A 25,063-nucleotide genomic window follows, 5' to 3' on the forward strand; every position below is an offset into this window, starting at 1 on the left:
CCCGCAAGCGTCGACAAGCTCAACCCCGCAAGCGTCGACAAGCTCAACCAGCGGTGGTCAGGCTTGCGCTGCATCACCTAGACCCGGCGCAGCCAGCCATGCCGGTCCTCGGCCAGGCCGTACTGGATGTCCAGCAGGTGCGCCCGGATCGCCCGGCTGATCGAACCCGGTGTCCCGTCGCCGACCGTGAAGCGCCGATCGGCGCCGTTCACGCCGGGCGCGGCGAAACCCACGACCGGGGTGACCACGGCAGCGGTGCCGCAGGCGAGCACCTCGGTGATCGCACCGCTGGTGACGCCGTCGAAGACCTCGGCGATGTCGATCCGGCGCTCCACCGGGCGCAGCCCGTGCTCGGGCGCCAAGGCCAGGATCGAGTCGCGGGTGACGCCGTCCAGGATGGTGCCGGTCAGGGCCGGGGTGACCAGTTCGCCGGCGGCGGTGACGAACATGATGTTCATCGTGCCGCACTCCTCCACCCAGCGGTGCTCGGCGCCGTCCAGCCAGATCACCTGCTCGCAGCCGTGTTCGGCGGCCTCGTCGGCAGCCGCCAGGCTGGCCGCGTAGTTGCCGCCGCACTTGGCTGCGCCGGTGCCGCCGGCTGCCGCCCGGGTGTAGTTGGGGGTGGCCCACAGCGAGACCGGCTCCGGGTAGTAGGGGCCGACCGGAGTGGCGATCACGCAGAAGGTGTACTCCTTGGCCGCCCGGACGCCGATCAGCGTCTCGCTGGCGATCTCGAACGGCCGGATGTAGAGGCTCTGCTCGCCGTCCGGCGCCGGCACCCAGTCCCGGTCCAGGTCGACCAACTCGGTGACCGCGGCGACGAAGTCGTCTTCGCCCAAGGGAGCCATCGCCAGCCGGCGCGCGGAGGCGGCGAACCGGGCGGCGTTCTTCTCCGGACGGAACAGGGCAACCCCTCCGTCGGGCTGGCGGTAGGCCTTGAGCCCCTCGAAGATCTCCTGCCCGTAGTGGAAGGTCGCAGCGCCGGGGTGCAGTTCGAACGGACGCCGGGCGACGATCTCCCGGTCGTGCCAGCCGGAGCCCTCGGTCCACCTCGCCAATGCCATGTGGTCGGCGAAGTGCGCCCCGAACACCGGCTTCGCCACGATCGTCGCCCGCTCGTCGGCGGGCGTCGGATGGTCGGTGCGGGTCAGGGTGAACGTCGTCATTGCCGCAGAGTAGTGCGGCCGGAGGCGAGCTGAGCCCGGCATCCACAGCGCGGCCCAGCGGAGGGATCAGCGGGTGTAGAGCACGATCTCGGTGACGCTGACCTGGTTGCTGGCGCCGTCCTTGGCCGCTGCGGCGAGGATTCCCACCCGAACCGTGGTGACCTCGGTGGCGTCCTCGGGGTCAACCGTGAGCCATTCGTCGTTCGTCACGTCGGTCGGCGTGCACCCGCCGTCGCCGAGCTGGATCCCGATCCGTCCGGGCCGAAGCTCGAGGTCGCGCTTCGGATTGTCCTTCTCCAGGCCCGGGTACACCTTGACCTGCGCGATCCGGGTCGGCTTCGCCAGTTGCAGGGTGATCCACCCGGCGCAGGACGGCGCTCGCTGCGAATTCCAGCGCAGGGTCATGCCCTCGTAGGTTCCGTCGATCAGAGCGGTCGGCTTGGCCTTGGCGTCCACCGCGAGACCGGCGGCGACATTCGCGCCGGCGACCGGCACCGGCTGAAGGGTACGGTGCGCATCGTCCCAGGCGGGAAGGATCTTCGGAATCGACGGCAGAGCGAACGCCAGCAACACCACCAGGGCCGTGATCCCCGCGCCCGCGGTCAGCATCCGCCCGCGGTACCAACCCGGGACTGCCCGTTGGTACACCGCCGTCGATCCCGCGGGCGGCGCCGCGGAGGCGGTCGGACGGCTCCACGGATCGCCCTGGTCGAGGAGCAGCCCGCACCGCCGGCAGAGGTGGCGTCCGACCGGATTGCCCGCACCGCACCAGGTGCAGTAGCTCGCCCAGGCCGGTTGGCCGGGCGGCGGCGCCGCCTCGACCCTGGTCGGCGGAGCCTGGACCGGCCCACCCGGACCGGACGCGGGCGTCGGCTCCGGGGTGTGGTTCGGCTGCCCGGACTGGTTCGGCTGGGTTGCGGTGTGCCCGCGGTTCCAGGCCAGGAAGGCCTTGCAGTTCTGGCAGAATTCAGCACCCGCCCGATTTGCCGTACCGCAGCTGTCGCAGATGACGTCGATGCTGTCCACCTCCCCGTAATCCGGCGTGTCGCGCCACTCTATCGCCGCGCGAATGCGGAACTGCTCAGATCAGCCCTTCCCGCACCGCATAGGCGACCGCATGCGTGCGATTCCGCAATTGGAGACGGGTGGTCAGGTCGTGCAGCACGTTCTTCACCGTTCGTTCGCTGTACGACATCCGCAGCGCGATCTCGCTGGTGTCGAGCCCGTCCGCGACCAGCCGCACCACCTCGGTCTCCCGCGGGGTCAGCCCGGTGAAGGTCAGGCCGCGCGGTGCCAGCACCTGCCGCTGCAGCCGTCCGACCTGCTCGAGCAGCCGGCCGAGCAGATCCGCCGGCACCTCGCCGTCGCCGGCGGCGGCCTTGCCGATCACCCGCGCCACCGCGTCCGGGGTTGCGTCGCAGCGTCGCAGCAGGCCCACCACGCCGGCCTCGGCCGCCGCCACCAAAGCAGCGTCATCGACAGTGCCGACCACGAGCACCAACCGCGGACGGTGGTCCTTGACCAGCATCTTCAGGTCCCGGGTGGTCTCGTCGTCGACCACATCGGCGACCACGACCGCCACCAACGCCTCGGTGACGCGGTCGACCACCTGCATCTCGGCGCGCAGCTGCAACTGGGCGCTGAGTCCGGCCCGCGAGATCGGGTCGCGGGCGTGAATGTAGATCGGAATCCCGGCAATGGACATGGGCCCAGTGTCTCCGGCGCATTCACGATCGGCTCACCACGTCCTCAACGTTCACTCAACAATGGCCGAAGTAGCAGAATTGCGCATCCGGAACGCCGCTCGCGCTCGCAGCGAGCACCCTAGGATCACCGCAACGAACTTGTCCCGCTCCCCAAGAATCCTCGCCGATTCGGTCCTTGTGACAAACCGGAGCACGACCCCCGGGTAGGTCCGCATGGATCCGGTGATCTTCTTGGAGAAGGTCCGACGGCCGAGCCCTCGTGGCCTGGTCCGCGATCGCCTGGAACGGGTCGCGTCCACCCTATGGTCCGCGGCGCCGAATACGGCGTCCTCCGCCCTGGTGATCGGTCCGCCCGGGTCCGGCAAGACCACCCTGCTCAGCCAGTTCACCACCGGCGACGACCGGCCGATCGGCTGGTACCGGGCCAGCCACGAGGACGGCGACGCGGCGTCCATCACCCGCTACCTGGGTCATGCCCTGGCGACCGCACTCGGCGAACCCGAGTTGGCCCGAGTCGCCGCAGAAGGGCTGATCGGCGGTCTGGTCCGTGCGTTGGACGACCTCGGACCGCGCCGGGGCATGCTGCTGGTGGACGACCTCCAGGAGATCGCCGGCACTCCCGCCGAGCAGGCCCTGGAGACGCTCCTGCTGATGCGCCCGCGGGGGGTCTCGATCGTGCTCGGCAGCCGGCGGCCGCCGCTGATCAACACGTCGCGGTTGATGGTGGCCGGCGAACTGCTGGAGGTGGCCGGAGACGATCTGAGGTTCCGGTCGTGGGAGGTCGAGCAGCTGTTCCGCTCGGTCTACCACGCCCCGCTGTCGCCGGAGGGCGCCGCCGCGCTGACCCGGCGGACCGGCGGCTGGGCGGCCGGACTGCACCTTTTCCACCTGGCCACGGCACAATGCGGACGCGCCGAGCGCGAACGCGCGATCGACGAACTCGGCGGCCGATCGAGACTGATCCGGTCGTACCTGGCGCGCAACGTGCTGGCCGGGCTCGACGCCGAGCGGCTCGACTTCCTGGTCCGCACGGCGACCCTCGGCGCCATGACGGGGGCGCTGTGCGATGACCTGCTCGGAGGCTACGGAAGCGCGAGCGTGCTGGCCACGCTCGAAGACGAGCAGTTCTTCACCACCTCGACCGACGGCGGCGTCACCTACCGCTACCACCATGTCCTGCAGACCCAGCTCGAGGTGCTGCTGGTCGACCGGCTGGGGACGGCCGGCGCCCGCGACCTCTACCGCCGCAGCGGTCGACTGCTCGAGGGGGACGACCGGATCAGCGCCGCCGTCCACGCCTACGCCCGCGCCGAGGACTGGGGAGCGGTCGCCCGGCTGCTCGCCGCGGCGCCGCCATCGTCGGCCGGGAACGCAGTCAGCGGCCTGCTCGCCCTGCCCGGGCTGCCGTCCGACGACGACCCGACGTTGGCGATCGCCGAGGCCCGGCTGCTTGCCCGTCGCGGTCAGTTGGACGAGGCCATCGCCGGATACCGGCGGGCCGAGGAGCTGCTGGAGGATCACCGCTTCGTCGAGCGGTCCCGCGGTGAACGGCGCTCGCTGGAGCTGTGGCTGGCCGGTTCCGCGGAGCCGCGAGCTGCCGATGGCGCGACCCGGCTGGCGGTCGACCTGCGGGCACTCAGCCGTTCCACCGCGGCCCAGGTCAGCGCGCCGCTGGCGGTCGCGCTGCAAGGAATGATCGCCGGACGGCTCGATGAGGTGTCGCCCGCCCTCGACCGGGCCGGCACGGCCGGAGGCTGGGAGGGCCTGGCGGCCCGGCTCGCCGGTCAGTTCCTGCGGTTGCTGCGCAACGACGTCTTGGACGCCGGACGGGTCGAGGCCGTCCTGCTGGAGTCCGAACTCGAGGGCTGGCCGTGGCTGGCGAGGGTGGCCCGCGGCGTCCAGCTGGCCGCGCTGCTGGTCGCGGCCCCCGAGGAATGGACGGCGTCGGCCGCCGAGTTGCTGGGCTCGGCCGGCGGGCGCGACCGGTGGTCCGAGCTGCTGACCGCGCTCGCCCTCGGTGTCGGGTTCAACGGGGCGGACCGAGCAGTCGAGGCCCGGCAGGCACTGGACCGCGCCGTCGAGGTGGCCGAGGAGATGACCGCCCCCGCATTGCGCGAGTGGGCGGAGCGGTTGGCTGCGGGACCGACCGCGGCGTCGAGGACCGCGCCGGTCACGACCGGCCGGCCGGAGGTGGTGCTCACCTGCCTGGGCGGATTCGGATTGACCGTGGCCGGGCGCCCGATCGATCACCTCGGGCTGCGGCCGCGGGCTCGGGCGCTGCTGATGCTGCTGGCGCTGCACCACCGGCGTCCGCTGCACCGCGAGCACCTGATCGAACAACTCTGGCCGGGTTCGACTCTGGAATCCGGCGTGCGCTGCCTCCAGGTAGCCATCTCCAGCGTGCGACAGTGCCTGCACGCCGCCGGCGTCGGCCGGCCGGCGGTGGTGCGTGAGGGGGACGCCTACGCGTTGCGCATCCCGGAGGCTGACGACCAGTTGCAGGCGTTCGAGAGTCTGGTCGGCAAAGCCGCCGCCGGCGGCGACCCGGGGGTCACCTTGAACCTCCGCACCCAGGCCCTCGGCCTGTACGCCGGGCACCTGCTGCCCGAGGCGGGGCCGGCCGAATGGGTGGTCGACGAGCGGGAGCGGCTGCGCCGACTGGCCGCGACCACCGCCGCGTCCGCCGCCGAGGATGCCCTCGCCGTCGACGACCCCAGAACCGCACTGCGGCACGCCCACCGGGCGATCGACCTCGACCCCTATCAGGACTCGGCCTGGCGGCTGGTCGCGCGCAGCCACGCCCAACTCGGCAATCCCGCCGCCGAGGCCGAGGCGCAACGCCGGCAGGCCTGGGCCTTGGCCGAGCTGGGGCTGGGCAGCTGACTACCGCAGCGCCCAGAACGGGCGGGTGATCCGCAGCGCGTCCAGGTTGAGTCGCCTACCGACCGTGCCGTCCAACCCGATCAGCCACAGATCGTATTTGGTGCCGGGACCGCCCTTGGCCGAGGTCCGGTTCGAGATCACCAGATGCTGCCTGCCGTCCGGCGACCAGACCGCCTTGAGATCGTCGGTGGAGCCGGTGAGCAGCCGCTTCGGCGTGGCTCCGGCCACCGGTGACATCGTGTAGACGTCCCAGTTGGCCTTCCCCGCCCCGGTCGTCGCTCGCCGGCTGAACGAGATCACCGTGCCGTCGGGCGACCAGACCGGATGCGCGTCCACGCTGGCCGCGGAGGTCAGCCGGACCGGCTTGGTCACCGAGCCGTCCATCGGCATCTGGAACAGCGACCCGCCTGGCGCCTTGGCGTCCGCGCTCTGCCAGAACACCACCGACCGGCCGTCGGGGGAGACGCTGAAGTCGCCGATCCTGCTGCCGGTGCGCAGTTTCCGGACCACCTTGCCGTCCAGGTCGACCACCATCAGCGAGTCGGTGCCGTTGGACGCCTCGCAACTGATCAGCAGGGTGGTCGGCTCGAGCCGGTTCCACGAGGCGTGAACCACCCGGCCGCAACCGGACGGCTGGCGCTGCCACAGCTGCCGGTCGCCCGCGTCGTTCGATGCCATCACCCGGAGCCGGCCCTGATTGAGGTAGATGATGGTGTCCCGGCCGGCTTGCATCATCGGGTTGTTGTTGGGGCCGGAGGGTGCCTGCAGCAGCTGGGGTCGCCGCCGGCCGTCCGCGTCCACCAGGTAGAGAGTCTCGGCGTCGCGGCCCTTGAGCCGCATCGGCACCACGACCGTGCGCTCGGCGATCGCCGGACCCTTCGGCAATCGGGCCAGCGTCAGCGCCGGTCCGGACGGCGGCTGCGACGGCGTGGTCGGTGTGGCGGCGGCCGGGGAGACCGGCTGGGTGGTCGCAGCCGGGGAGGCGGCCGGGCTCGCGCCGGCGGTGCCGGTGCCCACCGCGCGCGGGAACAGGAACCAGGCGGCGACCGCCGCGATCACCACGACTGCGATCACCCCGATCACCCACACCCGCCGACCTGCCGGGGGCCGTGGTGCCACCGGTGCGGCCGCGGCCGGGCCGGCCTGCCAATCCGGCGCCGGCTGGCCGTGCCAACCACTGGCCGGCGGTGGGACAGCCTCCGGTGGCGGTGGCGGCGGTGGCACCACCGGCTGGACGACCGTCGGCGCGGCCGCCGGCGGCGGCTGGACGGCAGCCGTCGGCGGCGGTGGCGGCGCGACCGACTGAACCAGCGGCGAAACGGACGCCAGCGGCGGCTGGACGGCTGCGGGTGGTGGTGGTGGCGGCGCGACCGACTGAACGACCGCCGGCACCGAGGCCGGCGGCTGGACGGCAGCCGTCGGCGGCGGTGGTGGCGGTGGTGGCGGTGGTGGCGGTGGCGCGATCGAGTGCATCGGAGCCGTTGGATTCCCCACCGCAGCTGGCGGGACGACCGGCGGCGCCGGGGCTTTGGCGGGCGCCACCCAGGACGAGGGTGCCGAGGCGGCCGACACTCCCGGACCGCTCCAACTCGTCGGCATCGTGACTGGTGGCACCACCGGAGCCGGCGGCACGATCACCTCCGGCAGGCAGGTGTCGGCGTCGCACACCGATCCCAGTGCCACCTCGAGCCCGGGCCGCTCGACGACCTCGACGGGTGCCCGGAACTCCTTGGTCAGCTGAGCCCGCACGATCGGGGTCCGGCTGCAGCCACCGACCGCGAGGATCGTGGTCAGGCTCGCCGGTGCCACGCCAGCCTCGGCCAGCACGCGTTCGAGCATCGCGACACCGTCGCGAACCGGCCCGCGGATCAGACTCTCGACCTCCGTGCGGGTCAACGGCACCGGGCGAGCGAGGTCGGGCAGCACCACCTCGGCCCGCGGCCGCTCGGACAGGGTCTCGCGCGCGGCGGTGCACGCCCGGCGAATGGTTTCGGCCCGATCGGCGCCGGCCGGCTGGCCGTCCCCAGTCCCCCAAACCTCCCGCCACAAGCCGCGATACGGCCTCGTCGAAGCCGCTCCCGCTCGGCTGGCCGGCACCTGTCGCGGCCAGCGCAGTGAAGCCGGACGCCGTCCGCTCCAGCACGGTCGCAGCACACGACCCGCCCCCGAGATCGAACACCGCCACCCGGGCACCGTCGGGCACGAACGTCCGGGCGGCGTAGCCGAGCGCGGCCGCCTCCGCCTGCTCGATCCGCCGCACGGTTCCGAGCTCGACCAGCTCAAGCGCGGCATCGAAGGCCGCCCGCTCGGCGTCGCCCCACCACCCCGGCACCGCCAGCACGACCTCCTCAGGCAGTTCGCCGAACTGCTTCGCGGCGCGCTCCCGGGCCAGCCCGAGCAGCGCGGCCGTCCCCTCCTCGGCGGTCAGCTGCGGGTCGCGCAACTCGTCGACGGACGCCTCCGGCCGGCCCGGTCCGAGAGCCACCAGCTCGCTCGGCCCGCCGGCCCGCCGGGCGGCGGCGACCAGTGTGCTCGTACCAAGATCGATACCCAGCCGGTAGCTCATCGGCGGCTCACGGCTGTTCCACCACGGTGGCCGGGATGTGCGCCGGCGTCACCGACCGGATGACGGCGTCCAGCCGTTCCCGGTCGATCCCGCCCGCCGACGACGCGGCGACCGTCACGGTGACTCCCGGCACCGGCTGTCCCGGCAGCTCGCCTCCCGGCGTCGGCGACCAGCGGACGCCGCCCGACTCGGCGACGTCGGCGGCGATCCCCACCACGCTCTCGACGGCCAGCTGGATGCCGCGGCGGGTGCCGCGCGCCGCGTTGACCGATCCGGCGGCCTGGAGCTCGGTTCGCAGCGAGGCCGGGTCGGCGCCGAAGTCGATGCCCAGGCCGAGCCATTGCGCCAGCCAGATCAGCATGTCGTCGGGCGCGGTCGCGGGGTCGAGATGGGCGACGAAGGTGTCCAGATCGAGAATCACCGGCGCCAGCAGCTCGTCGAACCCGGCGCACAGGCTGCGTGCGAACGGATCCTCGCGCAGCATCGTGGGCAGTGTGTCGGCCAGCGGATGCGGGCTGGCCAGGACGTCGATGGTGCCCCGCATCACAACACCCTAACCTGATGCTCGTAGGAATAGACCAAGCCGGTCGGTGGCAACTCCAGCCGGGTCGCCGCCGCACCGCGGATTCCGGTGTCGGCCTCGGCCGGGTAGAGCGTCACATTCACCTCGCGGGACATGTCCACGCCGGGGATCCTGGCCAGGGTCGCGTGCACCTCGTGGGCCTGCACCGCCCGTCCGAACGGCCAGCCGGTCCCGTCCGGGCCGCCACGAAGCGGGTCGTAGAGCCGGTACAGCGCCCGCAGCACCTCGGTGCGCAGGTCACCGGGATCGAACCGCGCCTGGGCACTGAGCTGCACCACGGCGGTCAGCCAGAAGTAGTCGGGGGGCTGCACCAACAGCCGGGTGCCGACCAGCCGGCGCTCGTCGAGACTCTGCGCGATGCGTTCCAGCATCTGCCACGGCGGGTCGAGGTCGGTGCGTTCGAGATGTCCCAGGTCGTCACCGGCCACATGCGGCACCACCAGCAGCCGGACGCCGTTGGCCACTCCGGCTTCGGGGATGCAGGCCACCCTCGCCGCGTCCGGAGCCGCGTCCCGGGCCAGCTCTTCGAAGTCTGCGACGGTGACGGCGCGGCCCCGGGAGCGCAGCAGCAGCGGCCCGCGGGCCTTCGCGTCGGCGAGAGTCTCGGCGTCCGCTCCACCGATCGCCGGCTCACGGTTCTCCACCCGTGACACGTAGGGGATGCTGGTCTTCAGCACCCGCACCTGGCCCCGGGCGACGTTGCCCTGCTGGCCGCCGCCGGTCCGGTACGACTCGAGCCGCAGCACGGCCCCGGCCGCCGGCATCGCCCCGTAGCGGCGCAGACCGCCGTCCGCGGTCCGCAGGGCGGGGCCGAACTCGAGCTCACCGGCGTAGGCGTCGATCCGGAAGTGCCGGTCCTCGGGACCGGACTGGGCGAAGTGCGGCACCTCGGTCCACTCCTGGCTGCTCTCGCCGCTGGTCACCGTCAGGGTCAGCGGGGAATCCGAGGCGACCACCGGACGCCGCTGCAGGGCGAACCGCTGGGCCGGCGTCCCGTCCGAGCGGCCGACCACCTCGCCGTGCAGCACCTCGGCGTGAATGGTGGCCGCGGTGCCGCCGACGGTCTGCGCGGTGACCCCGAGGATCGTCGGCGACTCGACGTAGGTGCGCTGCCCCTTGGTGGCCTCGATCAGCCGGCAGCGCAGCCAGCCGGCCCGTTCCCGGACGTTCACCGACGCCCGGTGCCCGCCCGGTACGTGCACGATCACGTCGCCCGGCTTGTTCAGCCCGCCGGTGTCGTCGGAGCCGACATCGCAGGCCGTCCAGCCGTCGTCGGTCCAGGCCTCCCAGATCAGCGGCGGATTGCGCGGGTCGACGCCGCGGCCGGAGACGGTGCAGTCGAAGCGCAACAGCACCGCGCAGGACGGCACCGCGTCCGAGAGCCCGATCAGCATCGCGTCGCCCACCGCCGGGGCGGCGCTGAACGCCTGGAAACCGCCGCGGCCGACCACGTCCGTGGTGTCGGTCTGGGTACCCTTCGCAGGCTGGGTGGCGGCCCGGGCGAAGGAGCACGGCACGATCGTGAGCTCTTCGACGGTACTGAAGGTGACCGCCTCGGAGACGTCCGTCCGCGGTGTCGCGACCCGGCTCTCGGCGCGGACGATGACCGGCTGCGGTTGCGGTGCAGCCAGCCAGAAGGTCGCCGAACTCCGGGCGGCGGCCGGTGGCCGCAGCTCGACGCCGATCAGTTCGAGGAATTTGATGTAGTTGCGGTCGGGCACCCGGTTCAGCCGGTAGATCAGCTGGTCAACCATCTGGGCCACCGATTCGATCAGCGTCACCCCGGGGTCGGAGACATTGTGATCGGTCCAGGTCGGGCAGCGCTGCTGGACCAGCCGCTTGGCGTCGTCCACCAGGTCCTGGAAGCCGCGGTCGTCGAGATTCGGTGCGGGCAGCATCAGAGGGCTCCGTTCTCGGACTGCACGGGGATGACGTAGAAGGGGAAGACCAGGTTCCGGGGATCGTTCAGGCTGCGCACCGAGTAGCGGATGTCGATGTACAGCACACCGGTCTCCATGGCGTCGAAGCCGACCCCGACGTCCAGCACGTCGATCCGCGGCTCCCAGCGGTCCAGGGCCTGCCGGACGTCGTAGGCGATCTGCCCGGCGGTCGCCGAGGACGGGGTGCTGAAGACGTGGTCGTGGATCCGGCAGCCGAACTCGGGCCGCATCGGCCGCTCGCCGACCGCCGTACCGAGGATCAGCCGGATCGCCTGCTCGATCTCGCGGTCGCGGGTGACCAGGGCGATGCCGCCGGTCGCGTCGGTGCACAGCGGGTAGTTCCAGCCGGCGCCGATGAAATCGACGCCGGTACTCGGTGCGGGCATCGTCAGCCTCCGATCATCACAGTGGGGGCGCCCATCACGATCGGGGCACCGCAGCCGCTCAGGTCGCCCATCCGGGCCGCCGGCATGCCGCCGATCAGCACCGTCGGGCAGCCGGGCGGGACGATCGCGGACGGCGGATGGACGAGCGGCGGCGGAAAGCTGCAGGCGTGCGGCGTGCCCACCGTCGCCGCGGGCATGCCGGCGATCAGCACGGTCGGGACGCCGGGCGGCCCGATCACGCCCGGATGCCCGGTCGGGTCACCCACCCGGGCCGCGGCGGGCATCAGACCCACCCCCGCCGGCGCCCGGGGACGGTCAGTTGAGCTTGATCAGCCCGGCCTGGATGCTGCACAGCGAGCCTCCCTTCACCTCGGTGGTACCGCTGCCTTCGAGTTTCGCGCTGGCCCCGGTCAGGTTGAGCGTCGAGCCGGCCTTCACGTCCACAGCCCCGGCGCCGCCGTCCACGCTCACCCCGGACGTCGCCGCCAGGGTGATCTTGCTGCCCTTCAGGTCGAGGTCGGCGCTGGCGGAGTCGATGGTGATGCCCTGGCTGCCCTCGATCTTGACCTTGCCGTCGGCGTGCACGGTGATCGTGGCGCCGCCGTGGTCCATCACCAGGGTCAGCTTGTCGCCGGTGGTGGTGGCCCGGATGCCCTCATTGCCCGCGGCGTCCATCAGGTCGAGCCGGTGACCCTTCCGGGAGACCAGCGAGCGCCGGTTGATCTCACCGGTGCCGCCGTCCACCAGGTCGGCCGGCCCTGACGCCATCGTGTCGATCCCGTTGAACAGGCCGCCGACCACCACCGGACGGCCGATGTCACCCTGCTCGAAGGCGACCAGGACCTCGTCGCCGACCTCGGGCACGATCTCGGTGCCGCGATCCTTGCCCGCCCCGGCCTGGACGGTGCGCGCCCAGTCGCTGACGTAGTCGTCCGACAGCCACGGGAAGGTGAGCTTGACCCGTCCGGCATGTTCGGGATCGTTGGCGTCGGAAACCTGGCCGATGCTGACCCCGCCACCACCACGCCGGACGCCGCCGGCAGTCAGCCCGAGCAGGGTGCGGTCGCGCCGGCCGGTGACCGCGAACGAGGTGGTGTAGCCGGTCTGCGGGTCGAACCGGTGCCGCGAGGTGGTCACCGTGTACTTGCCGTCGAACGGCGTCCCGAGACCATCGATCGACACCGCCGCCCCGGCCCGGAGTTCGGGACGGCCGCGCGCCGTCCCCTCGAACTCGGCGAACGAGCTGGCCAGTTCGTCGGCCAGCACCCGCACCGCCTCGTCGACCTCGGCCTGGGTGCGGTACGGGATGTCGGTAGCCACGTGGGCCGGTCCGCCGAACGCCTTGGCCAGCTGCTCGGGGGTCACCGTGGGCAGCTCGATGCGCTCGGTCTTGGCGGGCTTGCTGGCCTTGAGCGGCAGCTTCGTGGCGACGTCCCAGCCGCGGACCTCGACGGTGTCGACCTGGCCCGCCGAGGTGAGCACCGCCCGGAACCGCAACAGGTCCTTGCCCAGCGTGAGCACCAGCGGCTGGGTCTGCGCGGTTCCGCCGGCCGCCGGGGCCGCGCTGGCAGCGGCCGGCGGGGTGAAGCCGAACACCCCGTCCCGCACCGACACCTCGAGGTTGTTGGCCTTGGCCAGCGCGGACAGCACCTCCCAGTCGGTCTGCCCGGCCTGGCTGTAATGGTCGTAGACAGTGCGGGTCGAGGTGACCTCACCGACCCGCAGTCCGGCCCGCTGGGCGATCGTCTTGGCGATGTCGGACGCCGTCGACTGCAGGTAGCTGGCGGTCACCCGGCCGCGGAAGAAGCGATGCAACTGGTCGTAGCCGCGAATCACGGTGAACGTGCCGCCCTGGTCGAACTCGGCCTCCAGCGCGGTCACCTCGCCCTGGATCAGCACCGCCGGCTGCGGCGCGTCGGCGACCTGGACGCTGACCTTGGCCGACGACCCGACCTTCACCCCGAGCTGGCCGAGCACCTGGCGGTTGGGGTCGCGGAATCGCAACACGAACGCGTCCGGAAGCTGCTGACTGTCGTCGACGTACGCCGCGATCAGCAGCGGTACGGTCTCGGCGGGCAGCGGCTTGCCGTCCAATTCGACCAGGCAGGTACTGGTGATGCTGGTCATCGGACCCCCTGCGACTGGGCGAGCTCCTCGGGGGCCGGCAGCAACAGCACCGTGCCGGACGGCACCCGCAGCGGGTCGTCGATGCCGTTGAAGGCGGCCAACGGACGCCACGCCGCCGGGTCGCCGTACTCGGCGAAGGCCACCGAGGCGAGGGTGTCGCCGGCCACCGTCCGGTGTACCCGGCGGACGTCGTAGCTGCCCGAGGTCGGGTTCTGCTTCCGGAACGCCTCACCGGGCATCTCTTCGAGCTGCACCGCGCACACCGCCCGGATCGGGGTGCCGTCGGCGCTGAACAGGGTGAGCTTCGCGCTCACCGAGGTGATGAACGCCGGGAAGCTGGCTGTCGAACCCCAGTGCAGCACCACCAGCGGCGGGGACGGCTTCTTGGTGGACAGGCTCTCCGGGGTGGGCACCAGGCAGGACATCAGTGCCTCGACCGCCTTGACCACCGAGCCGTCCTGGGCGGCGGTGGCGTCGAAGAACATCTCCAGCGTCATCTTGGCCGGCTCGGCGCCGTTGAACTCCGGCGGGCCGGCCTTGGCGGCACCCTTGGCCGGCTTGCGCTCCCATTTGGCCGCCTTGCTGATGGTGACCTCTTTGGGGTTGAACTGGAACGGGACGGCGCCGCGCAGCGCACCCGCGGATCCACCGGCACCCGGGTCGTAGATGCTCAGCTGGGCCTTGTGCATCCGCGGACGGCCCTTGACCGGCGCGCCGCCGGCGGCGCCCTTGTCGCCGGGCGGCGTGACCTCGGCCATCGCGGCCGAGGTCTGCAGGGCGATCGGCCCGGGCATCCGCGTTCCTCCTCGCTCAGTTACTGCCGGCTGACTTGGGCAGGAAGCCGTGATGGGCGAGTTCGACGGTTTCCATGGCGACCTTCGGGCTGTCCGGGTTGAGGCTGGGACCCGTCCAGCGCACCGGGATCACGCCGTCCAGGTTCCAGACCGCCACCACGTCCTGGTCGCCGGTCATCGCCTTGATGGTCGCCGTCTGCCGCTTGACCCCGGACGCGAAGCTGCACAGCCAGGCGGTCAGCTTGCCGCTGTCCCGGCAGACCGGACGGCTGAGCTTCACATTGCTGTACTTCACCCGGGTCGGGAGTTGCCAGACGAAACCGTTGTTGCCGCCCTCCTCGCGCTGCTCGATGACGACCTCGAGACCGAGTCCCTCACAGCTGTTGAAGGCCCCGATCTCGTTGTCGTCGATCGTCACGCTGAAGCAGACGCTGACAGCCGGATCCTTGTTCTCAGCCACCTCACCCTCCTCTCAGATCGGTCAGCCAGCCGGCTCGTTCCCGGTCCAGCCAGAGTTCCTCCCGCAGCCGCGCGGCGAGTGGTTCGTACAACCGCCGGGCCAGCTCGTCGACGTTGGTGGCGGCCGGCGCCGCGGCCGGCGCAGGGGCCGCTGCCGCGGGCGTCGACGGCGTCGTCTCGGCGGGGGCCGGCTCGGCCGCGGCGGGCGCTGGCGGCGCGGACGCGTCTCCTCCGACATCGCGCTGCACGGTGCCGAAACCGGCCTCGGCCGGTACCGACTCGCCGGTGAAGCCGGCGAACATGGACGCGAAGGACATCCCCTCACCCGGCCGTGGACCAGCCTCCGGCGTCCGGCTCGACGGCTGTCGGACCAACGCCAGCGGCGGCTGTGAGCTCTGCACCGGGGATGACACCGGGACAGACAACGGGTGGACCGCAGCCGATCGGCGCTGCACCGCGATGATCGGGGCCTCGGCGTGCGTCATGGTCGGGGGTGTGGTGTGCGGGAACAGACTGCTCGTCGCGGCATCGACCCGCCCGCTGGCCGAAACCGTCGAGGCTCCCGACGACGCCGCCGAGCGACTGACCATCAGCTCGACCGGCGATGACATCCCGGGCGGAGCTGCGTCGACCAGGCGGTCGAGGGCCGGCGCGGCGAACGGGGACACCACCCTCGTCCCGGCATCGGCCCGCCCGCTGGCCGAAACCGTCGAGAATCCCGACGACACCGCTGAACGACTCACGGTCAGCGCGGGACTGGCACCTACCTCGCGACTGACGCTCGACTCGCCACCGACGCTCAGCTCGGGAGGAAGCATCCCGCCCGGAGCGGCACCGACCAGGCGGTCGCCGGCCGGAGCGGCAGACCGGGACGCCTCGCTCGTTCCGCCATCGACCCGTCCGATCGGACCCGTCGACATCACCGAACGGCTGACGGTCAAGTCGGGAAGGGAGGACCCGGACGGAGCTGCGCCGACCAGGGACCCGTCGGTCGGCGTGGCAGCCGGTGACAGGCCTGGCGCGCCGGCGTCCCAGGCATCGCTGGGGCGCTCGGAGGCCGCTGACCGGCCGACCGGGAGATCGACGGGGACGCGCGAGGCGTGGCGCTCCCCCGAGCCTGCCGGAGTCACCGACGGCGCACCGCTGAGCAGCGGGGCGTCGCCGTGCTCGACCGGGGGCACCGCCGATCTCCCGAAGGTCTCGTCATCGAGCACGCCGCCGGGCGCCAACACCAGCGGCACCTCGGTGTAGCCGACCTCGGCGCTGCGCTGCACGTCCACGGTTGGCCGCTCGGTCGAGGGAGTCAGGGTCACCGCCGCGGACGCCGGGCGTCCGGGGGCGGACACCACCGGGAGCGTTCGCTGGAGGACCGCCGGCGACTCTGCCGACGCAGGCCGGTCCGGATCGGCCGGTTCCCGCTGAGCGGTGGCTTCGACGGAACCGGTCGGTTGCTGGGGTGCCGTGACCGCGGTCCGCTGGACGGCCGCGGGCGCCGAGCCGGCGCCGTGCACCGAGCGATCCGCGGACGAGCGCTGCACCGGGAGCGACCGGACGCCCGCCTCGATCGCCCTCGCGGCGGCCGCCGCCTCGCTCGGCTGTCCCGTCGCACTTGGCAGGCCCGCCTCACTCGGCTGTCCCGTCGCACTCGGCGACCCCGCCACGCTCCGCTGGACGGCCGGCGTCGGGGCGACCACCGGCAGATCCGTCGGCACCGGCCCCTGGGGGCCGGCCCCCTCCGCCACCGGCTGCCCAGCTGCGTCCGGCCCGTCGGCCGCGAGGTGTTCGCCGTGGGTGAGCAGGACCTCGTCGGCAGGCGCCTCCACGAGGGTCGGCGGCGGCGTGGACGCCTCCGGATACTGCATCGGCACCACCGCGAGGTCAGTGTCCGCCGGCTGCCACGCCGGCGACGCGGAGCCTGCCCGGCGCTGCACCGCCGGCGCAGTGGAGGCCGCGGCCTGCGGCACGGCCAACTCGGGCGCCCGGTAGCCGCCGCCCGGTTCGCCCGGCGTGACCAGCCCGTCCACCAGACCGCCGACACCGGCGTCCACCCGGTGGCTCAGCGGTGCCAACAGGCTCGGGTTGGCGAACGCGGCCAGGGAGTCCCGGAACCGGTCGTTGATGGCGACCGGGGCGATCGGTTCGGCCAGCACCCGCTGCAGCCGCGGAACGTCGTTCCAGCCCCCGGCCGAGGGTCGTGACAGCGGCGCGGCAGCCGTCCGGGTGCCCGGACCAGAAGCCGGACGCCCCAGCAGCCGCGCCAACGGCTGCGCCCACCACGCCATGTCGTCACCTCCTCAGATGGTCAGGAATCCTGGATGCGGGTGTTCAGCGCGGCCACCTCGGCGACGAAGCGTTGCCGTTCGGCGTGCTCGAGGTCGAGCAGGTCGTCCCGCGACCAGTGCAGGTAGTAGGCGAGGTACGCGACCTCGGCGTAGAGCCGGTCGGCCGCGTACGTCGCTATTCCCCCAGGCGGCCCCCGGAGACGTCGATCGCGAACCGGTGCTCGCAGGCCGGGCAGGTCACCGCGGCCCGGGTGTGCCCCTCGGTGTTCACCCGCCGGTAGAGGTCCTGCAGGAAGGCCAGGTCGGCGGCGAACAGGTTCTCGATCACCCCGGCGTGAATGTCGGTGACGGTGCCGATCCTGGTCACCACCCGGGCCAGCAGCACCACCGTCAGGTAGGCCGAGTTCTCCCGGACCCGATCGTCGCGCAGCGGGATGAGTTCGTCCCGGGCGGTGGCCAGCCGCATCACGCCGTCGCGGTGCACCGCACCCGAGCCGTCGACGTAGCCCCGTGGCAGCACGAAGGCGAACTCGGTGATCAGGGGCTCCGGCGCCGGCAGAGCGGGTTCGGCATCGTCGGCCGAGCCCCTCGGCAACAGGTCGGCCAGGGCGCCCCGACGCATCACTCGACCTCGATGCTCTCGCAGGTGAGCACCAGCTTCTCGGACAGGTACGAGGTGTCCCCCGCCTTGAGGCTGCCGATCTCGAGGCTCTTGGGCCAGGCGTTGGTCAGCTTGTAGCGCTTCACCGCGTTGCCCTCGAAGTCGAAGACGATGATCGCGCCGCCGCGGCGGACGTCGGCCATCTTGCCGAATCGGCTGTCCTTGATCCACTTCTCGAAGCTGGTGTCCGAGGTCAGGCCCCGGGTCAAGGTGATGTCGGGTGCCTTGGGACGTCCCGGTAGCCGGCGGAGCTGGAATTTGCCGTCCGGACCGTTCTCTTTGAACTCGACAACGTCCTGTTCGATCTTGAGGCCGCTGACCTCGGTGATCGATTTGATCGTGATTCCGTCGAATTCCAGTCCGAAGGAATGACCGACGCTGCTGTCGCCGTCGGGAAGTGCCATGGTGTGCCTGCCTCTCGTGCTGTGGTGTCGTTACTCGCCGGTGTCGTTATTCGCTGACCAGCGAGGTGCCGCCGGAGAACTGGGCGAGCCGGAAGATGACGAACTCCGCCGGCTTCACCGGTGCCACCCCGATCTCGCAGACCACCTGGCCGGCGTCGATGCCCTCGCTGGGGTTGGTCTCGGCGTCGCACTTCACGTAGAACGCCTCGTCGGGCGTGCTGCCGAAGAGCGCGCCGGCTCGCCATTCCTGCACCAGGAAGGCCGCGATGGTCCGCCGGATCTTCGCCCACAACGCCTCGTCATTGGGCTCGAAGACCACCCAGCTGGTACCGCCGAGGATCGACTCCTCGAGGTAGTTGAACAGCCGGCGCACGTTCAGGTAGCGCCAGGCCGGGTCGGACGACAGGGTGCGCGCACCCCACACCCGGATGCCGCGCCCGGGGAACGCCCGGATGCAGTTGATCCCTTCGGGATTGAGTAGGTCGTGCTCGTTGCGGGTGATGTTGATCTCGATGTCGATGGCGCCGCGGACGACCTCGTTCGCCGGCGCCTTGTGAACGCCGCGGGTTGCGTCGTTGCGCGCCCAGATCCCCGCCATGTGCCCGGCCGGCGGAAGGTAGGAGAGCGTGCCGGTGAGCGGGTTCATCGTCTCGATCCACGGCCAGTAGAGGGTGGCGTACATCGAGTCGTAGCGCGCCTTGTCGACCCGCCACTCCTTGATCTGCTGGGCGTTGAACCCGGGCGGCGCGTCGAGGATCGCGATCCGGTCGCCCATCAGCTCGCAGTGCGCGATCATCGCGGTCTGGACGGCCTGTACCCCGTCAAGGTCGATCGCGCCCTGTTGGTAGGCGCTCATCAGGTCCGGCACGCAGAGCATGGTGACTTCTTCGATCGCCTCCAGCCCGGCGAATCCGGTGCGTTCGGCGACGTCCCCGACATAGTCGTCGGCACTCAGCCGGGCCGGCGGCGGCGTGGGCGGAGCCAGTAGCGCCACCTGGGCGTTGGCCGGCCGCTCGACGGGTCCGGTGCTGACCTCCTCCAGGTTGATCAGCTTGGACGCCGCGTTGACCATGGTCACGACGTTCTGCTTGCCCTTGGCGAAACTCGCCCGGTCGAAGTCCTCGACCACCTCGCCGCTGCGCTTGACCAGCACCCGGAACATGTCCGCGGACGGGGCGTCGCCGCCGGCGTCCGCGATCTCGACGGTCAGGTCACCGGGCTGGACGCCGGGGTCGATCGCCGCCGCCCGCAGCCGTCCCAGCTCGCCGGTGGGCGCACCGGGCAACGCCTTGCTGCGACTCGCCGCCCGGCTCTGCGGGGCCGCTCCCGGCTCCTCGCCGATCCGGACGATGTAGCAGTTGCCGCCCCCGTTCATGAAGTAGCCGTAGACGGACTGCGCCAGGTAGCTGCCGGCGAGGAACCCGCCGAAGGTGGTGGTGAACTGAGTCCAGTTGCTGACCAGCGTCGGCCGGTTGAACGGCCCGGCCTCGGCCAGGCCGACGAACGCCGCCACTGCGGTACCCACTCCGGCGAGCGGGCGGGCGCCCGCAGCCACTTCCTCGACATATACCCCTGGGGACTGGTAGGTCGGCATCGCTGCTGCTCCTCGCTGGTTGGCCGGTGCTTCTCACGCGCAAGCCTCGCGGGTAGGTCCGGGACCGCGACACGGCCGGACGGACGCCTCCGCGGGCAGTCCCACCTGCCCGTCCGGGCAATGGGTCCGGGCCTGCCCGATCGGGCAGCCGACCGTGCCCGCTGCGCTGCCTGGACAGCGCTGTCCGCCAGGGACACGCACCGGGCAGCATCGCGGCTGAGCGACACCGATGGGGCGACCATGAGCAGCACCCGCGAGGAGCAACGGACGGCCGCGAGGCCTCGCCGTCGCTCGGCCACGGCCGCCCCGGCGTCACCGGCGAACGGGGTCAGCGCGCCCGCGATGCTCCAGCTGCAGCGGTTGGCCGGCAACAGCGCCGTCGCTGCGCTCGCCCGAGGTTCGAGTCCGGGCCCGGTGCAAAGACTGGTGAGCCGTCCCGTTCCCCCACCGCCGGCCCCGCCGCGGCGTCCGGCTCCGAACGCTCACCCGGGTTTCCGCGCCGCGAAGCAGCAGGTCGGCGCCGCCCGCACCCGCGCAGCCGCCCATCCCCCTGCCGGAAACCTGGCCGCTGCAGCTGGGAAGGCCGCCAAAGCACCCGCGGATGACAAGGAGGCGCAGGCCAAGACGGCCAAGGCGGGCGACATGGCGGCGGCCCCCGCGGGCACCTTCGACAAGGCGGCATTCGTCGCCGCCGTCCGGGCAGCGATCGCCAAACAGGCCCCCAAGAACCTCGACGACGCGGACAAATTCGCCAAGTCGGGCAAGTCGGACGCGATCGCGTCCGAGGTGAAGGGGCGCGCCACCGCCGGCAAGGACGCGTCCGCCAAGCCGATGGACACCGCATCCAAGAAGCCGCCGGACACCGCGTCGGCGAAGGAGAAACCGGTCGTTCCGCTCGCCGGGCCGCCGGCGGTCGGCGCCCCGGCGACGATCGACGCGGCGTCCGCCATGCCCGCCAAGGCGCCGGCCGAGCAGACCGACCTGCGCAGCGGTCCGGCCGAGACCAACAACCAGATGGCCGAGGCCGGGGTCACCGAAGAGCAACTCGCCAACTCCAACGAACCCGAGTTCACCGGTGCGCTGGCGGCCAAGAAGGAGGGCGAGCAGCACAGCGCGACCGCACCCGCCGAGTTCCGGGCGGCAGAGGCCGCGACCCTGGCCTCCGCGCGGCAGGGCGCGCAGGCGGCAGGTGCCCAGACCGCAACCGGCCTGACCGCCGTCCGCGGACCCGCGCTGCAACAGTCCGCCGGCGGTCAGCAGGCCGCCCAGTCGAAGGACGAGCAGAACCGGGCCAAGGTCTCGAGCGGCATCAAGTCGATCTTCGACGCCACCAAGACTGACGTCGACGCCATCCTGAACGGCCTGGACGGACTGGTCGACCAGCAGTTCACCAAGGGCGAGGCGGACGCGAAGGCTGCTTTCACGGCCTACCACGAGGCCGAGATGAAGCGCTTCAAGGACCGGCGCTACTCCGGTCCGCTCGGCTGGACGCGGTGGACGGCGGATCTGTTCCTCGACCTGCCCCCGGAAGCCAACAAGATCTTCGTCGACGCGAAGGCCGTCTACGAGAAGCAGATGAACGCGGTCATCGACCGGATCGCCGACACCATCGGCGGCGAACTCAACCGCGCGAAGGAACGGATCGCCAAGGGGCGCAAGGAGATCCAGACCTACGTGACCGGACTCGACCCCGCACTGCGGAACATCGGCAAGGAGGCCGCACAACAGATCGGGTCGCAGTTCGACCAGTTGGAGGAATCGGTCAACGAGAAGTCTCAGGCGCTCGCCGAGGACCTGGCCGAGAAGTATGTCGAGGCCGGCAAGGCGATCGACGAGCAGATCGTTGCCCTTCAAGAAGCGAACAAAGGCCTGATCTCCGAAGCCAAGGACGCCGTCGGTGGCGCCATCGAGACCATCCTCAAGCTGAAGGACATGCTGCTGGGGGTGCTGGCCCGGGCGGCCGGCGCGGTCGAGAAGATCATCAAGGACCCGATCGGCTTCCTCGGCAACTTCGTCAACGCGGTCAAGACCGGGGTGATGAACTTCGGGTCCAACATTCTCGAGCACCTGAAGAAGGGGCTCCAGGCCTGGCTGTTCGGCGCCCTGGCCGAAGCCGGCGTGGAGATTCCGGAGAAGTTCGACCTCAAGGGAATCGTCAGCCTGATCCTGTCCCTGCTCGGGCTGACCTGGGCCTCGATCCGGGCCAGGTTGGCGAAGGTGCTGCCCGAGTGGGTGCTGACCGCGGTCGAAAAGGCTGTGGCGGTCGTCCAGATTCTGGCCACCGAGGGCGTCGGCGGTCTATGGAAATGGATCGTCGAGAAGATCACCGACCTCAAAGAACAGGTGATGAGCCAGATCAAGGACTTCGTGATCACGAAGATCATCACCGCCGGCATCACCTGGCTGATCTCGCTGCTGAACCCCGCCGCCGCCTTCATCAAGGCCTGCAAGATGATCTACGACGCCGTGATGTGGTTCGTCGACAACGCCGAACGGCTCGGCGACTTCGTCAACTCGGTGCTCGACTCCGTTGAGTCCATCGCCGCCGGCGGCGTCGGCAAAGTGGCCGGCCTGATCGAGAAGACCCTGGCCAAGGCGCTGCCGATGGTGATCAGCGGACTTGCCTCGCTGCTCGGCCTCGGCGGCATCTCGGACAAGATCAAGAAGATCCTGCAAACCATCCAAAAGCCCGTCGGCAAGGTCGTGGACGGCATCATCAAGGGCGTCGTGAAGTACGGCAAGAAGCTGCTCGGCAAGTTGAAGCGGAAGAAGAAGGACGAAACTCCTGAGCAGAAGCAACAAAGGGCAGACAAAGGTCTGGCTGCAGCCGTCCACGTCACGGAACGTCTCGGACGGAAGGGCGTGAAGGCAATGCTCCTGAGGCCAGCCTTGAGCCTTGTCAAGATGCGATTCCGGCTCACGGAGTTGTCGGCCTCCGTCGAAGGTGGACGCTGGAGTCTGCGCGTCGTCGTAAATCCGGAGCGACGCCAACTGACGCAGGCCAAGGTCGCAGGGCTCTTGAACACCGAAGAGATCAAGAAATTGGCAACTCAGGCTCAATCTGCCTATAACAACGCAACCGCTATTTATGCCCAGACCTACAAAGGTCGACCGGTAGTCGTCGCAGTCGGCGGTGACGGACGCCACGCCTCATACGAGACACAGGGTGGGGGATCGCGTCGCCAGGCCGAGCGTGACACGCCCGGCAAGCGTGATCCACAAGACACGTCAGCCGCCTCTCGCTTCTTGCGGACCGATGCTGCCATGTGGGAGGAGTTGGGCGCGCTTCACGGCCCGTTGATCAAGGATCTTGTAAGTGGAGCGACAAACTACCCGCTGATGAAGCCGGAGAAGGGCGGCCCAACGATCGCGGACCAGCAGAGAACGCACTTCGAGAAGACAGGCGGCTATCTGCCACAGCCGAGTCCAAACGATCAGCGAGGGAAGGGAACCGGCAGGACCAGTCTTGTCCATGCTGAAAAGCAGTTGGCGCGCACCGGCGGAAGTCGGGCCATTGGAATAAGCACCGAACCGATGTGTTCCGATTGCCAGGTCTTCTTCCGCGCCAGAGCGCTGGGAAAAGATCCGATAGTCGCAGTGGACACTGGCGGACTCCACATTTTCCTCCCGGACGGGTCCGTCCAATCGACCGTCCCAGACGCCAACGCCGCGGCGGTGCAGGTAGTGAAGGCGTAGGAGCGCCTCTGGCGCACACACCCTCACCCGCCAGGGTCGACCATGCGCAAAGTTCTAGATCGTCAGAGCTTGTGCCCGCTGCTCGTTCAGGCAGCGCCTAGCTAGCATTCCATTTTCCCGCCAGTCTGGCCGAATCTTATGTGGTAACACGACGTGCTCCGCCACACTTCCATGCGGGTCAGTGCGCTCAATACGGCATCCGAGGACCGGTGACAACAACCGCGCCCCAGGGAAGCTCAGACCGGCGTCTCCTCGACTTCCTCGTCCTCGGCGCGTTGCAGGAAGAGGCCCTGCACGGGCTCTTCCTCGTCCTTCTTCTCTTCCTCGCGCTGGACGAAAAGGCCCTGGAGCTCTTCCTCCTCCGCCTCCTCGCGCTGCACGGCGGGAGCGGACCCACTGAGCGTCTGGACGGGCGCGGGGCCGGCCATCACCCGGTCAGCGTTCGCGGACGCCTCGCGCTCGAATCGGTCGGACGGATCGCTCACCTTGATCCCGCCCGGGGCGGATGTTCCCTCGACCGGCCCGTTGCGCTGTTGGATCACGTGGGTCAACTCGTGCGCCAAGGTGGTCTTGCCCGCCGTGGAGGACGGGTCGTAGACGTTGCGCTGGAACACCACATTCGACCCGACCGTGTAGGCGTGTGCGTTGACCGCTTTCGCCGAATCGGCGGCGGCCGCGTCGTCGTGAATCCGGACGTCGGAGAAGTCGTGCCCGAGCCGCGCTTCCATGTCCTCGCGGACGTCGGGCTCGATCGGCCGGCCACCGGAACTGATCACATCGTGCACCGGTGAGCGTTCCTCCTCCATCAGCTGCGCCACCGCGCCGTTGCCGGCGGAGCGCTGCAGGCCGAGGATGGCGTCCGGATCGAGGACGTCGGTGCGTCCGCGTCCGGCGGCCTTGCCGGCCATCGCCTCCGCATCGCCGTCGATCCGCGAACCCTTCGGTCGCAGGGTCGCAATTCGCTCATCAGACAGGTGATCGTGCATGCCGAATACCTCCAGATTCGTCCATCCTCAGAATGGGCCCGCCGCGATCGGGTCGGGAAGGTGCACGGGGGCAAGCCCCGTTGCCCTGGTAGGCAGAAACCGCCTCTTCGGGCTCCCCGGCAGACGCACTGCCACGCTACCGTGTGGCCGCAACTGGAGGTGCTGCCGATGCAACTCGATCCGAACATCGTCGCCGCCATTCTCGGACCGATGATCACGGCACTGATCGGGGCGGCAACGGTTGCGGCGAGACAACTCCGCCGCGCCAGGCGCGCAGATGAGGAACGCTCCAGGATCATCTCCCAGGCCACCCAGGAAGCGGCTTTCATCGACACCTGGCTCTCGATCTACCAGCGACTCGAGCTGCCCGAGGCCGAACGCAGACGCATCCAGGCTCAGGCCATCGGCGACCTGGAACGCACGTATTCGACGCTGCGTTCGGTGAACATCAAAACCGACAACCGCCCGAGACCACCCAGCTTCTCTCGAATAGTGCGTACGGCACTACTCATCCCGCTGCAACGACCGTGGGCGAAGGTGGTCCGCGCCGTCTATTACGTTTTCATCGCTGGCACAGTTTTCTCGATAACGATGATCTCATGGGTCAACTCAAACCTCGGAAATGCGCGTGATGCGCTAGTTGGCACCACTCTGCTGAGCGCGATGCTCACGCTGCTGGGGTTGTGCCTGTGGGCTTGGGCGCGAGCCCTCAATCGCCCACGTGTCAAACGCCCGACGATGCCGCCCCCACCACCCGCCTGGGGCCCGCCCGGCCCGCCCGGCGATCACTTCCGCGAGCCACGCACCTGAAGGCAGCTCCGAGCTGCCCG

General features: G+C 70.6%; 21 protein-coding genes and 1 pseudogene. 3 read left to right on the forward strand and 19 right to left on the reverse strand.

Annotated features, from left to right (window positions below; genetic code table 11):
- Nucleotides 1-77 precede the first annotated feature (77 nt).
- The 3 genes from QM711_RS06860 to QM711_RS06870 all read right to left on the reverse strand — a co-directional run bounded on the left by QM711_RS06860 (nt 78) and on the right by QM711_RS06870 (nt 2,871).
- On the reverse strand, nt 78-1,166 hold the full coding sequence (locus QM711_RS06860) for a branched-chain amino acid aminotransferase (protein WP_415097616.1): 1,089 nt from the start codon (nt 1,164-1,166) through the stop codon (nt 78-80).
- 66 nt (nt 1,167-1,232) lie between these two features.
- Nucleotides 1,233-2,192 (reverse strand): hypothetical protein, encoded by a 960-nt coding sequence (locus QM711_RS06865; protein ID WP_415097617.1) that lies wholly within the window; start codon nt 2,190-2,192, stop codon nt 1,233-1,235.
- A 55-nt stretch (nt 2,193-2,247) separates the two neighbouring features.
- On the reverse strand, nt 2,248-2,871 hold the full coding sequence (locus QM711_RS06870; protein WP_415097619.1) for a helix-turn-helix transcriptional regulator: 624 nt from the start codon (nt 2,869-2,871) through the stop codon (nt 2,248-2,250).
- 214 nt (nt 2,872-3,085) lie between these two features.
- Between QM711_RS06870 and QM711_RS06875 the strand changes: the two genes are divergently transcribed.
- Nucleotides 3,086-5,755 (forward strand): AAA family ATPase, encoded by a 2,670-nt coding sequence (locus tag QM711_RS06875; protein WP_415097621.1) that lies wholly within the window; start codon nt 3,086-3,088, stop codon nt 5,753-5,755.
- Here the strand turns inward: QM711_RS06875 and QM711_RS06880 are convergent, their stop codons facing one another.
- The 15 genes and pseudogenes from QM711_RS06880 to QM711_RS06950 all read right to left on the reverse strand — a co-directional run bounded on the left by QM711_RS06880 (nt 5,756) and on the right by QM711_RS06950 (nt 20,501).
- Nucleotides 5,756-7,804, reverse strand: coding sequence for an Hsp70 family protein (locus QM711_RS06880; RefSeq protein ID WP_415097623.1), 2,049 nt, complete (start codon nt 7,802-7,804; stop codon nt 5,756-5,758).
- A gap of 58 nt (nt 7,805-7,862) precedes the next feature.
- Nucleotides 7,863-8,321: pseudogene (locus tag QM711_RS06885) on the reverse strand (Hsp70 family protein); the annotation flags it as partial.
- 7 nt (nt 8,322-8,328) lie between these two features.
- Nucleotides 8,329-8,865: a phage tail protein gene (locus QM711_RS06890; protein WP_415097625.1), complete on the reverse strand. Its 537-nt coding sequence runs from the start codon at nt 8,863-8,865 to the stop codon at nt 8,329-8,331.
- Nucleotides 8,865-10,802, reverse strand: coding sequence for a putative baseplate assembly protein (locus QM711_RS06895; RefSeq protein WP_415097627.1), 1,938 nt, complete (start codon nt 10,800-10,802; stop codon nt 8,865-8,867). Before QM711_RS06895 ends, QM711_RS06890 begins: the two co-directional genes overlap by 1 nt.
- Nucleotides 10,802-11,230 carry a GPW/gp25 family protein gene (locus QM711_RS06900; protein WP_415097629.1) on the reverse strand — a complete coding sequence of 143 codons (429 nt, stop codon included), beginning with the start codon at nt 11,228-11,230 and terminating at the stop codon, nt 10,802-10,804. Before QM711_RS06900 ends, QM711_RS06895 begins: the two co-directional genes overlap by 1 nt.
- A gap of 2 nt (nt 11,231-11,232) precedes the next feature.
- A complete protein-coding gene (locus QM711_RS06905; protein ID WP_415097631.1) occupies nt 11,233-11,514 on the reverse strand; it encodes a PAAR domain-containing protein in 282 nt (93 codons plus the stop codon).
- Nucleotides 11,515-11,545: 31 nt separating this feature from the next.
- Complete coding sequence (locus QM711_RS06910) at nt 11,546-13,357, reverse strand: VgrG-related protein (protein WP_415097633.1); 1,812 nt, start codon at nt 13,355-13,357, stop codon at nt 11,546-11,548.
- Nucleotides 13,354-14,151 (reverse strand): peptidase M23, encoded by a 798-nt coding sequence (locus QM711_RS06915; protein WP_415097635.1) that lies wholly within the window; start codon nt 14,149-14,151, stop codon nt 13,354-13,356. Before QM711_RS06915 ends, QM711_RS06910 begins: the two co-directional genes overlap by 4 nt.
- A gap of 16 nt (nt 14,152-14,167) precedes the next feature.
- Nucleotides 14,168-14,611, reverse strand: coding sequence for a phage tail protein (locus QM711_RS06920; protein ID WP_415097637.1), 444 nt, complete (start codon nt 14,609-14,611; stop codon nt 14,168-14,170).
- A 1-nt stretch (nt 14,612) separates the two neighbouring features.
- Nucleotides 14,613-16,892: a hypothetical protein gene (locus QM711_RS06925; RefSeq protein ID WP_415097639.1), complete on the reverse strand. Its 2,280-nt coding sequence runs from the start codon at nt 16,890-16,892 to the stop codon at nt 14,613-14,615.
- Nucleotides 16,893-16,912: 20 nt separating this feature from the next.
- The gene (locus QM711_RS06930; protein WP_415098627.1) at nt 16,913-17,128 is read right to left on the reverse strand and encodes a DUF6760 family protein; all 216 of its coding nucleotides are present in this window, start codon (nt 17,126-17,128) and stop codon (nt 16,913-16,915) included.
- The gene (locus QM711_RS06935; protein ID WP_415097641.1) at nt 17,068-17,514 is read right to left on the reverse strand and encodes a hypothetical protein; all 447 of its coding nucleotides are present in this window, start codon (nt 17,512-17,514) and stop codon (nt 17,068-17,070) included. The genes QM711_RS06930 and QM711_RS06935 overlap by 61 nt, the downstream gene beginning before the upstream one ends.
- Nucleotides 17,514-17,957, reverse strand: a complete 444-nt coding sequence (locus QM711_RS06940; RefSeq protein ID WP_415097643.1) for a phage tail protein — start codon at nt 17,955-17,957, stop codon at nt 17,514-17,516. The genes QM711_RS06935 and QM711_RS06940 overlap by 1 nt, the downstream gene beginning before the upstream one ends.
- Nucleotides 17,958-18,003: 46 nt before the next feature.
- Nucleotides 18,004-19,551, reverse strand: coding sequence for a phage tail sheath family protein (locus tag QM711_RS06945; RefSeq protein WP_415097646.1), 1,548 nt, complete (start codon nt 19,549-19,551; stop codon nt 18,004-18,006).
- Between the two features lie 482 nt (nt 19,552-20,033).
- Entirely contained in the window at nt 20,034-20,501 is a 468-nt protein-coding gene (locus tag QM711_RS06950; protein ID WP_415097648.1) for a hypothetical protein, read from the reverse strand.
- Between QM711_RS06950 and QM711_RS06955 the strand changes: the two genes are divergently transcribed.
- On the forward strand, nt 20,500-23,247 hold the full coding sequence (locus QM711_RS06955; RefSeq protein ID WP_415097650.1) for a phage tail protein: 2,748 nt from the start codon (nt 20,500-20,502) through the stop codon (nt 23,245-23,247). The two genes, QM711_RS06950 and QM711_RS06955, sit on opposite strands and share 2 nt — an antisense overlap.
- Nucleotides 23,248-23,483: 236 nt before the next feature.
- Here the strand turns inward: QM711_RS06955 and QM711_RS06960 are convergent, their stop codons facing one another.
- Nucleotides 23,484-24,233 (reverse strand): DUF4157 domain-containing protein, encoded by a 750-nt coding sequence (locus tag QM711_RS06960; RefSeq protein ID WP_415097652.1) that lies wholly within the window; start codon nt 24,231-24,233, stop codon nt 23,484-23,486.
- 168 nt (nt 24,234-24,401) lie between these two features.
- On the opposite strand from QM711_RS06960, the gene QM711_RS06965 reads away from it, so the two are divergent.
- Entirely contained in the window at nt 24,402-25,043 is a 642-nt protein-coding gene (locus QM711_RS06965; protein WP_415097654.1) for a hypothetical protein, read from the forward strand.
- The last annotated feature ends 20 nt before the right edge of the window (nt 25,044-25,063 follow it).

This window comes from Micropruina sp. (assembly GCF_047602385.1).
GTDB lineage: Bacteria > Actinomycetota > Actinomycetes > Propionibacteriales > Propionibacteriaceae > Micropruina.